Here is a 16,501-nt window from a genome sequence, read left to right as displayed (position 1 = left end):
GTGGGGAAAAACAATGTCATTTGTTCACCTTCATGTATATAGCTCTTATAGCCTCTTAATGAGTACTGCAAGGATTGAGGATTTAGTCCAGCATGCAAAGGAACAAGGCTTCAGGGCTATTGCCTTAACGGATCGAAATGTGATGTACGGAACCATTGCTTTTTATAAAGCCTGCCTCAAGGCCTCGCTCAAACCGATTATCGGTTTAACCGTTATGGTTCAAAGTGAAAGCAATGAAGAGGTATCCTATCCATTAGTTCTATTAGCCAAAAACCAACAGGGCTTTCAAAATCTTTTAAAGATTTCAAGTACGGTCCAAACCACTTCTCCATCTGGGATCCCGCCAAAATGGCTGCGAGGATATGGGGGCGGTCTAATTGCGATTACCCCAGGATTAAAGGGTGAGATTGAGGGGTTCCTTGCCAACGGAAGCATGGAAGAAGCGAAGAGACGTGCAAAGGATTATTTAGAGATTTTTACTAATGAGAATTTTTATTTTGGCGTGCAAAACCATGGTTTGAAGAAGGAAGCAGCCATTAATGAGCAGCTCTTATCCTTAGCGAATGAGCTACAGGTTCAGGTCGTTGCCACAAACGAGGTTCACTATTTGAACAGGGAGGATGCTTTTGCCCATGAATGCTTGCTTGCTATCAAGAATGGAGAAAAGCTACAGGATGACGCAAGAGAACAGCTACCGAATGATCAATACTATTTAAAATCATCACAGGATATGGTAGAGCTTTTCTCTGCAATCCCTGATGCATTGGAAAATTCAATCAAAATTGCAGATGAATGCAATGTCATGATCGAAATGAATAAGATGAAGCTCCCAAGGTTTCCGGTCGAGGACAAAAGTGCTGAGGAGCTGCTTGAAGAACTATGCTGGGAAGGATTTAACAACAGATATAAGTCCCCAACGGAGAAAATCAAGCAAAGGCTTTTGTATGAACTGGACATTATTAAGAAAATGAGGTTTGCCGACTATTTCTTAATTGTGTGGGACTTTATGAAATTCGCGCGAGAAAACGGCATATTAACAGGTCCAGGCCGTGGCTCCGCCGCTGGTTCGATGGTAGCCTATGTTCTTTATATAACGGATGTGGATCCGATTGATCATCATCTTTTGTTTGAACGGTTCTTAAATCCGGAAAGAATTTCAATGCCCGATATTGATATTGATTTTCCCGATCACCGGAGAGACGAAGTAATCGAATACGTCGGTCAAAAATATGGCAAGCTCCATGTCGCCCAAATTATTACCTTTGGGACGTTAGCAGCAAAGGCTGTCATGAGAGATCTTGGTCGGGTCTTTGGCCTAGACACGAGTGAGCTTGATCAAGTTTCCCGTCTCATTCCCTCTCGGCCAGGAACAACGCTAAAAAACGCCGTAGTGGAATCGGAGGAACTGCGGAAATTAATTCAGGAATCTACGGTCCATCAAAGATTATTTGAAGTAGCCACAAAGCTAGAAGGTCTTCCCCGCCATACCTCAACCCATGCTGCAGGGGTGGTATTAAGCGAACAGCCGCTAGTTGAATCTGTTCCCATCCAGGCTGGACATAATGACATCTATTTGACCCAGTACGCCATGGAGCACTTGGAGGAAATAGGATTGCTCAAGATGGATTTCCTCGGTCTTAGAAATCTGTCGCTGATGGAATCGATATTGGACTCGATTCGGCGTAAGGCAGGCAGAAGATTAGAAATAAAAGACATCCCGCTTGAAGATGAATTAACCTTTGAGCTTCTTTCAAAAGGGGAAACAACAGGTGTGTTTCAGCTCGAGTCTGATGGGATGCGCAATGTTCTTAGGAAGCTAAAGCCAAGCCATTTCGAGGATATTGTCGCAGTCAATGCTCTTTATCGGCCCGGTCCGATGGAGAACATCCCACTTTATATCGAGCGAAAGCACGGATTGGAAAGAATTGAATACCCTCACCCTGATTTAGAGCCAATCTTACAGAACACATATGGCGTTATAGTCTATCAGGAACAAATCATGCAAATAGCTGCCAAGATGGCTGGTTTTTCCCTTGGAGAAGCAGATCTACTTAGACGAGCCGTTTCAAAAAAGAAGAAGAGCATTTTAATAAAAGAACGTGAGCATTTTGTTCAAGGGGCTTTAAGAAAAGGCTATGACCAAAATACCGCCAATACGATTTATGACTTGATTGTCAAGTTTGCAAACTATGGATTCAATCGAAGCCACGCCGTTGCCTACAGCATGATTGCTTATCAACTAGCCTATTTAAAAGCTCATTACCCGGAGTATTTCATGGCGGCCTTGCTATCATCTGTGAGCGGGAATGAAGGAAAAGTTGTGCAATATGTTCGAGAGATGAAAGAGATGGGGCTCAAGCTGCTCCCTCCTTCTATCAATAGCAGTGGGTATTCTTTTTTGGTCGAAAAGGAAGGGATTCGTTATAGTCTAGCTGCGATTAAAGGGGTAGGTATTGCGGCCTTAAAGGAAATTTTTCAAGCACGTAAAAATAAGAAGTTTCAAGACTTGTTTGATTTTTGCTTAAGGGTATCGCAAAGAGCTGTGAATCGCAAGGTGCTGGAAGCGCTCGTTCATTCGGGTAGCTTTGATGAATTCGGTGAAGATAGATCCGTATTATTAGCAAGCATTGATGTTGCCATTGAACATGCTCAGCTAGTGAATCCTGACGAGTTGGATGGGGCGGATTTATTTGCAGATGATGACGAGTTCTTTATTAAACCAAAATATATGGAGGCAGAGCCAATACGAATTGAAGATAAGCTTCGATTTGAAAAAGAAGTACTAGGCTTATACTTATCTGATCATCCAGTAACAATCTATGAGAATTATAGAGATGCCCTGCAAATAAAAGAATTATTTGCTGCCCTTTCAGATAAGAAGACTACAAGAGTGCTCGTCCATATTTCAGAGATCAAAAAAATTAGAACGAAAAAAGGGGAAGCGATGGCGTTCTTGACCATTTCCGATCAAAGCGGGGAAATGGATGCGGTCGTCTTTCCGAATCCGTATAAAAGGCTAATGGTTCTTTTGCAAACAGGGAACATTCTCTTAATGGAAGGAAAAATGGAGGTTCGGAATGGTAAAACCCAATTTATCATTCAAAATGCTGAAGATATTAAGCTGGCAATTGAGCGCATGAAGGATCAGAAGGGAACCCTATACTTAAAAATTGATAGGGAAAAAGAATCTCGCCCGTTGTTAGTAAGCTTGAAAAACATCATTCAACAAAACAAAGGTCTCGTTGATATCATCTTATTTTATGAAAGCTCCGAACGTTCTGTCCGCCTCGGACCTGAGGATCGCATCACACCCTCTGAAGATTGCCTGAAAAAGTTAAAAGCTTTACTCGGAGATGACTGTGTCGTCATGAAATATTCGTGAAATTGCTCCAAATGTTAAGGGAGCCATCAATTTTAAATCTTTACAATTCTACTAAGTGTAGTATATAGTTCTAAATATAAAGCGTGGTCTGACCACTAACATATGGAGAGATTAAAAAAGAGGGAGTGAATTTGGCTTGACTTTACGTGAAGAAGCATTGCATATGCATAAAATGAATCAAGGAAAACTAGAATCAAAATCAAAAGTACCAGTCAGAAATGCGAGAGATTTAAGTCTGGCCTATTCACCAGGAGTAGCTGAGCCTTGTAAAGTGATTTACGACAAGCCTGAGAGCGTATATGAATATACGATGAAAGGGAATATGGTTGCAGTTGTATCCAACGGAACCGCTGTTTTAGGCTTAGGGAACATCGGTCCAGAAGCAGCATTACCTGTAATGGAGGGAAAGGCGGTTCTATTCAAGAGCTTTGCCGGAGTTGACGCGTTCCCAATCTGCTTAAATACAACGGATGTTGACAAAATGGTCGAGACCGTCAAATTACTTGAGCCTACCTTTGGTGGCGTAAATCTCGAGGATATTGCAGCGCCAAAATGCTTCGAAATCGAAGAGAGATTGAAAAAGGAAGTTTCCATCCCAGTATTTCACGATGATCAGCATGGAACAGCGATTGTTACAGTGGCTGGATTGGTGAATGCATTAAAGCTTATCGGCAAAAAAATAACTGAAATTAAGGTAGTAGCAAATGGTGCTGGTGCGGCAGGAATAGCCATTATTAAATTACTATATACGTATGGAGTTCGCGATATCATCATGTGTGATACGAAGGGTGCTATCTATGAAGGAAGAGCATCAGGAATGAATTCCATTAAGGATGAGGTGGCCAAATTCACAAATCGCCATAATGAAAAAGGCAGTCTGGCTGATGTTGTAAAGGGTGCGGATGTCTTTATCGGGGTTTCTGCGGAAGGGGCACTTACAGCAGAAATGGTTCAATCGATGAATCCCGATCCAGTTATTTTTGCCATGGCAAACCCAAATCCAGAGATTATGCCTGATGTGGCAAAAGAGGCTGGTGCGAAGGTCGTCGGCACTGGTCGTTCTGATTTTCCAAATCAGGTGAATAATGTGCTTGCTTTTCCAGGAATCTTCCGAGGAGCATTGGATGTTCGCGCAACCCATATTAATGAAAAAATGAAAATTGCGGCAGTGGAGGCCATTGCTGGTCTTGTATCTGATGAGGAGCTATCGTCAGACTATGTGATTCCAGCTCCTTTTGATCCACGGGTTGCACCTGCTGTTGCGGCAGCAGTTGCTAAAACAGCGATGGAAACAGGTGTTGCTCGGATTAAGGTTGATCCTGAAGAAGTGAAATTAAGAACGAGCGAGCTCTCTATTATTGGAAAATAGTATATTTAACATGGTTTTTGATATGGTTTGAGAAGACTTTTTATACGAAATAGTCTTTAGAGAAGTGAGTGATTTTCAGATTTGAATACAGAAGCAGCAAGAGATAAGGTTTATATCGAAATTGTTAGGAAAATTCGCAGGATGATTGACGAAGCTGGGCTTCATCCTGGTGACAAAATTCCTTCCGAACGTGAGCTGTCAGAGCGCCTTCAAGTTGGGCGCTCTTCCGTTCGTGAAGCACTGAGAGCATTAGAGCTTCTTGGATTGATTGAAACAAGGAGAGGAGAAGGTACGTTTCTTAGAGATGCTCGAGGAAACCAGCTTGTGCAATTGCTCAGTACTTTCATTCTGCAGGATGAAAAGGCCGTAACAGATGTTGAGGAGACCAAATTTTTAATTGAAATGGATTGTTTAAGATTGCTCCTTCAAAGAAATAATGAAGAACAGTTATTAAATTTCCGTAGCAAAGTAGAACAAATGGGAGATCGGTTAACGGATTCTGAAGAACAACCTGAACAGTCTTCGATTAAGGAAGATGAGTTTTTTTTGAGTCTCGTAGAGCTGGCAGATAATCATTTAATGTACAGAATCTGGCTGATCCTTAGTGATTTTTACAATTCCTTGAATTTTAAAAAAGACTCCATAGTTAAATCAGATTATTTATCCTTATTGGATGTATTACTAGCATCTGATGAAGATGCCGTCATAAGAGAATATAAGAGGATAAGAAAATTGTCGAGCACTTAACGACAATTTTCTCAAGAATTCTTTATACCATTCATATATACTTGTACACATGCTATTTGCCTTAATTTAAGGGATTATTTTTTCGAATTAGTGGTCTGACCACTCAAAAAAGGAAATTATTCATAAGGTAGTAAATGGGGAGGTAGAGACTGTGATAAAAGATATTTTTTCGAAACCGAAGAAGAAAAAATATGCAACAATCCCATCAGAGTCGGCAAAACAGGATGTTCCCGAAGGAATTATGACAAAATGTCCGAACTGCAAAAAAATCATGTACTCCAAGGAATTAAAGAAGAATCTCAAAATTTGTTTTCACTGCGACTATCATTATCCAATGAATGCACAGGAAAGACTGGAGAGTTTTCTGGATGAGGATAGCTTTCAGGAGTTAGATGGTGATTTGATTTCTACGAATCCACTTCAGTTTCCCGATTATTTGGAGAAAATCGAAAAGGATCAAGCGAAAACAAAGCTTAATGAAGCGGTCGTAACGGGGATAGGAAGAGTGAATAATCAGACAATAGTCATTGCCGTCATGGATTCAAATTTCAGGATGGGAAGCATGGGCTCGGTGGTAGGAGAAAAAATTACAAGAGCGATTGAAAAAGCGGATGAGCTCTCCGTTCCATTTATTATTTTCACAGCTTCTGGTGGTGCGAGGATGCAGGAGGGTGTCCTAAGCCTGATGCAAATGGCAAAAACAAGTGTGGCACTGAAGAGATTTAGTGACAATGGGGGATTGATTATCTCCATTATGACCCATCCAACAACTGGAGGCGTTTCGGCAAGCTTTGCTTCACTAGGTGACTACAATTTTGCAGAGCCGGGAGCTCTTATTGGATTTGCGGGCAGAAGGATCATTGAACAAACCATTCGTGAGGAGCTGCCAGAGGATTTTCAAACGGCGGAATTCCTTTTAGAAAAGGGCCAATTAGATGCAGTCATATCGCGGGCAGATTTGAAGGATAAGATTGCAACCATTCTTGACATTCATCAACCTGGGGGTGACTTAATTTGGTTGGAGAACTAGAATTTGAGAAACCAGTGATTGAATTAAGAAAAAAGATAGCAGAATTAAAGGAAATTACAAAGGCAGCAGATGTCGATCTGACCGATGAAATTGAAAAGCTAGAGGTCCGTTTGGAACGTTTAGAAAAGGAAATATATGAAAATATGAAGCCATGGGATCGAGTTCAAATTGCTCGTCATCCAAACCGTCCCACTACACTTGACTATGTTTCCCTTCTTTTTACCGATTTCTTTGAGTGCCATGGAGATCGAACCTTTGGCGATGATCAGGCCATTGTGGCAGGAATTGCGAAATTTCAAGGTCTTCCTGTAACAATTATCGGTCATCAAAGGGGAAAGGATACGAAGGAGAATATCCGTAGGAATTTTGGTATGCCCCATCCAGAAGGTTATCGAAAAGCCCTTCGGTTGATGAAGCAAGCTGATAAATTTAGAAGACCTATCATATGTTTTATTGATACGAAGGGTGCTTATCCAGGAAAGGCAGCTGAGGAGCGAGGGCAAAGTGAAGCAATTGCAAGAAACCTGTTTGAAATGGCTGGCTTAAAAGTCCCTATTATCTGTATTGTCATTGGGGAAGGCGGAAGTGGTGGAGCGCTTGCTCTTGGCGTTGGAAATCGCATTCTTATGCTTGAGAATTCCACTTACTCTGTCATTTCACCAGAGGGAGCAGCCTCCATTCTTTGGAAGGATGCAACGAAGGCGAAGCTTGCTGCAGAGAAAATGAAAATTACCGCACCTGATTTAAAGGAACTAAACATCATTGACGACATCATTCCTGAGGTAAAAGGCGGTGCACACAAGGATATGCTTCTTCAGGCTGAGTCGATTCATCATGCCTTAGTCAAAACCTTAAGGGAACTAAATCAGCTTTCAGAAGAGCAATTAATTCAAGATAGATATGAAAAATATAAAGCAATTGGCGAGTTTTCCTCTCAGAATGAGTATATCGGGACAACGAAATGATGGACAAATCAAGAGGCGTGCTTTTATGAGTACGTTTTTTGTTTTGTTTTAGTTAAAAGCAGCTCTGATGGAGAAAAGAGATATTATGGAAATGGAGCGTTTCCATTTTACCAACTATTCTGCCTATTGATGTAAGCATTTCCATAAGTTGAGTAGTAGACTCTCTCGTGGTATGTTAGAAATAAATATTTCACTGTATAATGTTTATAATAAAAAAATGCATGCTAATCTAATAGTTATTACGAAATAGATGCTTTATCCATATTATGAATGAGGTGATACTTTTGAAAAGAATCGGTGTATTAACAAGTGGCGGAGATGCACCTGGAATGAATGCTGCGGTTCGGGCCGTCGTTCGAAAAGGAATCTACCACAATTTAGAGGTTTACGGAGTCTATGGAGGATATGCGGGTTTAATAAGTGGAAATATAAAAAAGCTTGAGCTGGGTTCTGTTGGAGATATTATTCATCGTGGGGGAACCATGCTATTCTCAGCAAGATGTGAGGAATTTAGAACTCCGGAGGGACAGCAGCAGGGAATAGAGCAGCTTCAAAAGTTTGGCATTGAAGGTCTTGTCGTGATCGGTGGCGATGGGTCCTATCGAGGAGCCAAAGCTCTTACGGAGAAGGGCTTTCCATGTGTGGGGGTACCAGGTACGATCGACAATGATATTCCAGGGACACAATTTACGATCGGCTTTGATACTGCCATTAACACAGTAATTGATGCCATTGATAAAATTCGCGATACTGCAACCTCACATGAAAGAACGTTTATCGTTGAAGTAATGGGACGAAATGCCGGTGATATTGCCCTTTGGTCAGGCTTAGCAGGTGGAGCCGAGACAATTTTAATTCCGGAAGAGAATTTTTCAATGGACGAGATTGTCGAACGGCTTCTTAAAGGAAGCGAACGGGGAAAAAGACATAGTATCATCATTGTGGCTGAAGGGGTAGGCAGCGGCGTAGATATTGGTAGACAAATTAAAGAGGCAACAAATTTTGATACCCGTGTTTCAGTCCTAGGACATATGCAAAGGGGAGGAACACCGACGGCTGCGGATCGTGTATTAGCGAGTAGACTTGGTGCGAAAGCAGTTGAGCTTTTGATGGAGAGAAAAGGTGGTCGAGCAGTCGGCATCGTGAATAACCAGCTAGTCGATTATGATATTATTGAAGCTTTAGAAAATAAAAAGCACCAAATTGACACGGGAATTCTAAGGCTATCCAAGGAGCTTTCCATTTAGAAGGCTCAGGTGTTGATACCCGTTAATCTTAAGGAGGTTTGTTGGTTAGATGCGTAAAACTAAAATTGTTTGTACAATTGGGCCAGCGAGTGAAAGTATTGAAAAATTGAAGGAACTCATGGAGGCTGGTATGAATGTAGCCCGATTGAACTTTTCCCATGGAAATCATGAAGAGCATGGACAGCGGATCAAAAATATTAGAGAAGCCGCAAGACAAGTGAATAAAAATATTGCTATCCTACTGGATACAAAAGGTCCAGAAATAAGAACACATGATATGAAGGACGGGGCCATCGAGCTTGAATCCGGGAATACGGTTATTATTTCTATGACTAAAGTGGAAGGAACTTTAGAGAAATTCTCAATTACATATGAAGGCTTAATCGAGGACGTACATGTGGGTTCTAAGATTCTTTTGGACGATGGTCTTATCGGGCTGGAAGTCACTCACATTGATAAAGCCGCAGGGGAGATTCACACCAAAATTTTGAATGGTGGAACGCTAAAAAATAAAAAAGGTGTAAACGTTCCAGGAGTATCTGTGAAGCTTCCAGGTATCACGGAAAAAGATGCGGAAGATATCCTTTTTGGGATTGAGCAGGAGGTAGATTTTATTGCTGCTTCCTTTGTTCGGCGTGCATCAGATGTTATGGAAATTCGAAAATTATTAGAGGAAAACAATGGAACCCATATCCATATTATTCCGAAAATCGAGAATCAAGAAGGCGTAGATAATATTGATGAAATTCTCGAAATATCTGACGGACTCATGGTCGCTCGTGGGGATCTTGGAGTTGAAATACCTGCAGAGGAAGTTCCATTGGTTCAAAAACAATTAATTAAGAAATGTAATGACCAAGGGAAGCCAGTCATTACGGCAACCCAAATGCTTGATTCCATGCAGCGCAATCCAAGACCTACGAGGGCTGAGGCGAGTGATGTAGCAAATGCCATCTTTGATGGGTCAGATGCGATTATGCTTTCAGGAGAAACGGCTGCTGGAATGTATCCAGTTGAGGCTGTTCAAACGATGCATAATATTGCTTCACATACAGAAACAGCCCTTGACCATAAAAGATTATTATCCGTTCGGAGCAAGGAAATGGATTCCAATATTACGGATGCGATTGGACAGTCAGTAGCGCACACAGCCTTAAACTTATCAGTAAAAGCGATTATCACGCCAACTGAAAGCGGTCATACAGCGAGAATGATTTCAAAATATCGACCGGAGGCACCGATTATCGCTGTCACCTCTCACAAAACGGTTCTTCGCCGTTTGGCACTTGTTTGGGGAGTCTATCCTCAGCTAGGGGAATTAGCTCATACGACTGATGATATGTTGGAAACCGCCGTCCAGCAAAGCTTAAACAGTAATATCGTTAAGCATGGGGATTTAGTTATCATCACTGCTGGAGTACCTGTAGGTGAGTCAGGAACAACAAATCTAATGAAGATTCATTTAATTGGAGATGTTCTTGTCAAAGCCCAGGGGATCGGCAGAAAATCAGCTTATGGAAAAGTCGTTGTAGCCCATGATGCGGCAGAGGCTATTAAAAAGGTCACCCAAGGCTCTATTCTAGTAACGATTGGTTCAGATGCTGATATGGTCCCTGCCATTGAGAAATGCAGCGCTCTCATAACAGAAGAGGGCGGGTTAACGAGCCACGCTGCCGTAGTGGGGTTAAGCTTAGGCATTCCGGTCATCGTAGGTGCTGAAAATGCAACAACCATTTTAAAAGAAGGTCAAGAAATAACAGTAGATTCAAACCGAGGTGTGGTCTATAACGGACATGCTGGGGTTTTATAATAAGGGTATTTTCTTCAAACATTCTTGCTAGTGAATAATAAGAATTAAAAAAGACGTCACCTCTTTAAAGAAGTGGACGTCTTTTTAATTATTTTTCCGGTCCCATGATATAGCTCCAAATATCCCGAAATACATTCGCTCTATGGAGTGTGGTTATTAGTACCAAGGTTACGGGTCCGGCAATTAAACCAAGAAACCCGATCAATTTAAAACCAACAAATAGCGCGATAAGTGTTGCTAAAGGATCCAAACCAATATTAGAGGAGAGCACCTTTGGCTCCATCACCTGTCTTTGTACTAATACAATAATATAGAGGACTCCAAGCCCGATCGCTAGACTCATTTCACCGATGACGGCTTCGTATATAATCCAAGGGACAAAGATCAATCCGGTACCTAAATAAGGAATAATATCAACAAGGCCCGTTATAAGAGCAATGGTAATGGCATAATCGACCCGCAAAATGAGCAGCCCAATCAGGATGATCACCGTCGTAATCGATATTAATGTCATCTGTGCCTTGACAAAACCAAATAATGCTTTTTTCAAATCTTCAAAAACGGTTTTACTACTAATTCTGGCCTTTTGAGGAAGCACTCTGCTTGCTACAGAGGATAGTTTGTACCAATCCTTGCTTATGAAAAAGGTACCTAATAAAGAAAAAATCACAACAGTCGCAGCATTTGGAAACCAAGAGACGACCTTTGGAATCTTATCGAAGAAGTTCTGGATGAAGGAGCCTAAGGTCGAGCCGATCGTCCTGCCGACATTTTCGATATTTTCCATGATCGTACTTTGCTGGCCAGAATCGAGATTATTAAACATGCTTGTTAATTGATTGTATAGAGGAATGATCTGCGCAGCAAACAAATGTTCAATGTAATCGATTAAGGTATCCAGATGATTTGGGACCACTTTTGCTAAATAATCTGCCCCAGAGACGATTTCCGCAATCAGCAGAGTAATTAAACCTGCAAAAATGGCGAAAATAACAACAAGGCCGACAAGAACTGCGAGAGCCCTTGGCATTCTAGTTTTTTTCTCAAAAAAGTTGACTAATGGGTTGATCAAAAAGGCAATGAAAAACCCAATAATAAAGGGATAGGTAACCTTTGACAAAAAGTAGATGGAAAGAAAGCCAAGAAGCACAACACCAATAACGAATAAGAACCTTAATGATCGATGCACGTATGTAGGATTCAAATTAAGCCTCCTTTCTTAATAAGAAGAGAATAGAGCTTCTCCTCATTATACTACGTCTTCTTCTACGAATTAACTAATCAAAAGGTTTCTGATTTTTGAAAGGCACTTTTTTAAACAGATATTCAATTTTATGAGGCAAAAATTTTCATTCACAAGGTAAACTATGTTAAAATAGCATTAATTTAGAAAGGATGTTACCAGTAGTGACATTTCAACCCTATATTTTTTGTTGTTATTATTAGCTATCGGCTTCCTAGCGAAAAATAATTCCTTAATGTTTGCTGTGGCGGTTTTACTTATAATTAAGTTGATTGGAATGGACTCTAAAATTTTCTCCCTTCTTCAATCCAAAGGGATCAATTGGGGAGTAACGATCATAACCATAGCCGTCTTAGCTCCCATAGCTAGTGGAACAATCGGATTTAAGGACTTATCTGCAGCATTTAAGTCTCCATATGCTTGGATTGCCTTGATCTCGGGTATGGCAGTAGCCCTTATTGCAAAGGGTGGGATAACCCTTTTGGCAAAGGATCCCCATATCACTACTGCGCTAGTCTTCGGAACTGTTCTCGCCGTTTCGTTGTTTAAGGGGGTAGCAGTGGGCCCTTTAATCGGTGCAGGAATTGCCTATATGGCAATGAGAATATTTGATTTCTTTAAATGATGATTTCTTTTAATCCTTCGTTTTCATCAACAATTTTTCACTTTTATATTTTTCTAATAAAATATTAGTTTTTTCACATTTTGTTACCTTTTCGTTCACAAATGTCAGATAATTGTTTATAATAGGACTTGTAAGCGCATCCTTCCTGTCATTTGAAATAGTTATGCGGGAAAGTTTTGGACAGTGAAACAACTTCTTTTTTTGATGTTGAATGAGCAACCGCTCAGGAGCCTGTTTTGCTCTGTGGTTTGCTTAAAGGGGCTGACTTAACGGTCTTTTGAGGCCGTAAAGTTCGTTTAGATGATGAAGATGAGAACAGACAAAGGGTAAGGGGAAATTTTAATAGGTAAAGGAGAGAATCATTATGACAGTAACACGTGGTCTCGAAGGGGTAGTAGCAACAACTTCCTCAATTAGTTCAATTATCGATGATACGCTGACATATGTTGGGTATAACATTGATGATTTGGCTGAGAATGCTAGTTTTGAAGAAGTTATTTATCTACTATGGCACAGAAAGCTTCCGACAAAAGCACAGCTCGATGAGTTAAACAAGCAGCTAGCTGAGAACGCTGAATTACCTAAAGAGGTTATTGAACATTTTAAATTGTATCCTATTGATAAAGTACATCCTATGGGTGCATTGCGCACAGCTGTTTCATTGCTAGGGCTTTATGATGAAGAAGCAGACCTTATGGACCCAGAGGCAAACTACCGCAAAGCGGTTCGTTTACAGGCAAAAATGCCGACCCTTGTAACGACGTTTGCTAGAGTAAGAAAAGGACTTGAACCAATAGCACCAAGAAAGGATTTAGGCATTGCAGCTAATTTCCTGTATATGCTAACCGGTAATGAGCCAGAGCCTATTGCCATAGAAGCTTTTAATAAGGCACTTGTCCTACATGCCGACCATGAATTAAATGCATCTACTTTTACAGCACGAGTATGTGTGGCAACACTCTCTGATGTATATTCGGGTATTACATCTGCTATCGGTGCTCTCAAGGGTCCTCTTCATGGAGGGGCGAATGAAGCAGTGATGAATATGCTGACGGAGATTGGCTCAGTTGATCGAGCAGAGTCTTATGTCCGTGAAAAGCTTGCCAATAAGGAAAAAATCATGGGCTTCGGTCACCGAGTCTATCGTCAAGGAGATCCACGTGCGAAGCACTTGAAGGTCATGTCTGAGAAACTAACGAAGCTAACTGGTAAACCAGAATATTATGAAATGTCCACTTTAATTGAAGGCATTGTAACTGGCGAGAAGAATCTACCACCAAATGTTGACTTCTATTCTGCTTCTGTATACGATAGCCTTGGAATCGATCATGACTTATTTACGCCAATTTTTGCTGTAAGTCGTGTTTCTGGGTGGTTGGCACATATTCTAGAACAATATGAAAATAACCGTCTGATCCGCCCGCGTGCTGATTATACTGGTCCTGGAATGCAAAAATATGTTCCAGTAGAACTAAGAGACTAATATTTTTTCAAAAAAAATAGAAAGCAGCATTTTACTTTTTCGTAAAAAATTGCTGTAATAGTATTTGGGAAAAGGTTAGTAGACAACGTCGAGCAGGGTGACAGAGTTACTAACCTTTGATTCTGCATTTTGCAAATAGGTAAAATGCGGAAATTAGAAATTGGAGGGAGAATATAAAATGACAGGTGAAAAAATCACAGTAACAAATGGGGTATTAAATGTTCCAAACCATCCAATTGTGCCTTTTATTGAGGGAGATGGAATCGGACCAGATATTTGGGCAGCAGCTTCGAGAGTACTTGATGCAGCAGTAGAGAAAGCTTATAATGGTGAGCGCAAAATTTTTTGGAAGGAAGTTCTTGCAGGTGAGAAGGCATTCAACCAAACAGGTGAATGGCTACCTCAAGAAACTCTAGATGTTATTAGAGAATACTTAATTGCCATCAAAGGTCCATTAACAACACCAATCGGTGGTGGAATTCGTTCTTTAAATGTGGCTCTTCGTCAAGAATTAGATTTGTTTGTATGCCTACGTCCAGTACGTTGGTTTGAAGGAGTACCATCTCCAGTTAAGCGTCCTCAGGATACAGATATGGTGATTTTCCGTGAAAATACTGAGGACATCTATGCAGGAATTGAGTATGCAAAAGGTTCTGATGAAGTAAATAAATTGATCTCATTCCTTCAAAATGAGCTAGGAGTGAATAAGATACGTTTCCCTGAAACTTCAGGTATCGGGATCAAACCAGTATCAGAAGAAGGAACAAGCCGTCTAGTTCGCTCAGCGATTGAATATGCGATTAAAGAAGGTCGTAAATCAGTCACATTAGTTCATAAAGGAAACATCATGAAATTCACAGAAGGTGCCTTCAAGAACTGGGGTTACGAGCTTGCTGAGAGAGAATATGGAGATAAAGTATTCACTTGGGCTGAGTATGACCGTATTAAGGATGCAGAAGGTACGGAAGCAGCCAATAAAGCACAAGCTGATGCAGAAGCAGCTGGCAAGATTATCGTGAAGGATGCCATTGCTGACATCTTCCTACAGCAAATCCTAACTCGTCCACGTGAGTTCGATGTGGTTGCAACGATGAATCTAAATGGTGACTATATTTCTGATGCGTTAGCTGCACAGGTTGGCGGTATCGGTATTGCTCCTGGAGCAAACATCAACTATGAAACAGGTCACGCTATCTTTGAAGCAACGCATGGTACAGCTCCAAAATATGCAGGGCTTGATAAGGTGAACCCTTCATCCGTGCTACTTTCAGGAGTTCTTATGCTAGAGCACTTAGGCTGGAATGAAGCGGCCGATCTCATTACGAAATCAGTTGAGAAAACAATTGCTTCTAAGGTTGTTACTTATGACTTTGCTCGTCTCATGGAAGGTGCAACAGAAGTGAAATGCTCTGAGTTTGGTGACGAGCTTATCAAAAACCTTTAATTCTTTTTATAAGACTGACTCACGGCAATGAGTCAGTCCTTTCTACAAGGTTCTGCAAAGAGTTTTTCAATCCAAAGGGGGAGATGGATGATGTCTTTAAAACGGAAAAAGATTTCAGTAATTGGCGGAGGTTTTACAGGCGCAACAACAGCTTTTTTATTAGCCCAAAAAGAGCTTGGAGATGTTGTTTTAGTTGATATTCCACAAATGGAGAATCCCACAAAAGGGAAGGCTCTAGACATGCTGGAGGCAAGCCCTGTACAAGGCTTCGATGCAAATATTACAGGTACATCCAACTATGAGGATACGAAGGATTCTGACATCGTTGTCATCACGGCAGGAATTGCTCGCAAGCCGGGTATGAGCCGCGATGATCTAGTTCAAACCAACCAAAAAATCATGAGAAGTGTTACGCAAGAAATCGTTAAATACTCCCCAGATGCGTACATCATTGTTTTAACAAATCCGGTTGATGCAATGACCTATACCGTTTTCAAAGAATCAGGTTTTCCTAAGAACAGAGTCATCGGACAGTCTGGTGTGCTTGATACTGCAAGATTCCGCACATTTGTCGCCCAGGAATTAAACGTTTCTGTCAAAGACATTACAGGCTTTGTGCTTGGTGGACACGGTGATGATATGGTACCGCTCGTACGTTACTCATATGCCGGTGGTATCCCATTAGAGGCTCTTATTTCGAAGGATCGATTAGATGCCATTGTGGAACGTACTCGTAAGGGTGGCGGAGAAATTGTTAATCTTCTCGGTAACGGAAGTGCATACTATGCTCCAGCTGCATCTCTCGTTGAGATGTGTGAAGCCATTCTTAAGGACCAACGTCGCATTCTTCCATCTATTGCGTACTTAGAAGGGGAATACGGCTATGAAGGAATCTATTTAGGGGTTCCTACTATTCTCGGTGCAAACGGAATTGAAAAGGTGATTGAGCTTGAATTGACAGCAGATGAAAAAGCAGCCTTAGAAAAATCAGCCGAATCAGTAAGAAATGTTATGGCAGTACTGGCATAGTTTGAGGCTTTTCTAAAAAAGTAATGGTCAAAATTTAAACCCAGGGGTTCGAATCCTTGGGTTTTTCATTTTATCACGATTATGATAAGATTTATTCAATTAATAATGTAAACGTTTACGATTGAGA

General features: G+C 41.0%; 12 protein-coding genes. 11 read left to right on the top strand and 1 reads right to left on the bottom strand.

Translation table 11 applies throughout. From position 1 onward, the window contains the following. The first annotated feature begins 13 nt into the window (after positions 1-13). The 7 genes from dnaE (at position 14) to pyk (ending at position 10,550) form a co-directional block, all read left to right on the top strand. The gene (dnaE, locus tag J2S07_RS17745) at positions 14-3,382 is read left to right on the top strand and encodes a DNA polymerase III subunit alpha (protein WP_307151746.1); all 3,369 of its coding nucleotides are present in this window, start codon (positions 14-16) and stop codon (positions 3,380-3,382) included. A 136-nt stretch (positions 3,383-3,518) separates the two neighbouring features. Next, positions 3,519-4,751, top strand: coding sequence for an NADP-dependent malic enzyme (ystJ, locus tag J2S07_RS17740; RefSeq protein WP_307151745.1), 1,233 nt, complete (start codon positions 3,519-3,521; stop codon positions 4,749-4,751). A gap of 141 nt (positions 4,752-4,892) precedes the next feature. Beyond that, positions 4,893-5,498 (top strand): FadR/GntR family transcriptional regulator, encoded by a 606-nt coding sequence (locus tag J2S07_RS17735; protein WP_370872880.1) that lies wholly within the window; start codon positions 4,893-4,895, stop codon positions 5,496-5,498. A 151-nt stretch (positions 5,499-5,649) separates the two neighbouring features. Further along, positions 5,650-6,528: an acetyl-CoA carboxylase, carboxyltransferase subunit beta gene (gene accD, locus J2S07_RS17730; protein ID WP_307151743.1), complete on the top strand. Its 879-nt coding sequence runs from the start codon at positions 5,650-5,652 to the stop codon at positions 6,526-6,528. After that, positions 6,513-7,493 carry an acetyl-CoA carboxylase carboxyl transferase subunit alpha gene (accA, locus tag J2S07_RS17725; RefSeq protein ID WP_307151742.1) on the top strand — a complete coding sequence of 327 codons (981 nt, stop codon included), beginning with the start codon at positions 6,513-6,515 and terminating at the stop codon, positions 7,491-7,493. The genes accD and accA overlap by 16 nt, the downstream gene beginning before the upstream one ends. A 284-nt stretch (positions 7,494-7,777) precedes the next feature. Further along, the gene (gene pfkA / locus J2S07_RS17720) at positions 7,778-8,740 is read left to right on the top strand and encodes a 6-phosphofructokinase (RefSeq protein WP_307151741.1); all 963 of its coding nucleotides are present in this window, start codon (positions 7,778-7,780) and stop codon (positions 8,738-8,740) included. A 49-nt stretch (positions 8,741-8,789) separates the two neighbouring features. Then, positions 8,790-10,550 carry a pyruvate kinase gene (gene pyk, locus J2S07_RS17715; protein ID WP_307151740.1) on the top strand — a complete coding sequence of 587 codons (1,761 nt, stop codon included), beginning with the start codon at positions 8,790-8,792 and terminating at the stop codon, positions 10,548-10,550. Between the two features lie 88 nt (positions 10,551-10,638). Here pyk and ytvI read toward each other — a convergent pair whose 3' ends face one another. Continuing rightward, positions 10,639-11,754: a sporulation integral membrane protein YtvI gene (gene ytvI, locus J2S07_RS17710; protein ID WP_307151739.1), complete on the bottom strand. Its 1,116-nt coding sequence runs from the start codon at positions 11,752-11,754 to the stop codon at positions 10,639-10,641. 208 nt (positions 11,755-11,962) lie between these two features. On the opposite strand from ytvI, the gene J2S07_RS17705 reads away from it, so the two are divergent. The 4 genes from J2S07_RS17705 (at position 11,963) to mdh (ending at position 16,374) form a co-directional block, all read left to right on the top strand. Further along, positions 11,963-12,418 (top strand): DUF441 domain-containing protein, encoded by a 456-nt coding sequence (locus tag J2S07_RS17705; protein ID WP_307151764.1) that lies wholly within the window; start codon positions 11,963-11,965, stop codon positions 12,416-12,418. 364 nt (positions 12,419-12,782) lie between these two features. Continuing rightward, positions 12,783-13,901 (top strand): citrate synthase, encoded by a 1,119-nt coding sequence (citZ, locus tag J2S07_RS17700; protein WP_307151738.1) that lies wholly within the window; start codon positions 12,783-12,785, stop codon positions 13,899-13,901. Between the two features lie 178 nt (positions 13,902-14,079). Continuing rightward, positions 14,080-15,345 carry an NADP-dependent isocitrate dehydrogenase gene (icd, locus tag J2S07_RS17695; protein ID WP_307151737.1) on the top strand — a complete coding sequence of 422 codons (1,266 nt, stop codon included), beginning with the start codon at positions 14,080-14,082 and terminating at the stop codon, positions 15,343-15,345. 90 nt (positions 15,346-15,435) lie between these two features. Next, the gene (mdh, locus tag J2S07_RS17690) at positions 15,436-16,374 is read left to right on the top strand and encodes a malate dehydrogenase (protein WP_307151736.1); all 939 of its coding nucleotides are present in this window, start codon (positions 15,436-15,438) and stop codon (positions 16,372-16,374) included. The last annotated feature ends 127 nt before the right edge of the window (positions 16,375-16,501 follow it).

Source organism: Anoxybacillus andreesenii, from assembly GCF_030813005.1.
Taxonomy (GTDB): domain Bacteria; phylum Bacillota; class Bacilli; order Bacillales; family Cytobacillaceae; genus Robertmurraya; species Robertmurraya andreesenii.
This window is presented reverse-complemented; position numbering and strand designations above follow the sequence as displayed.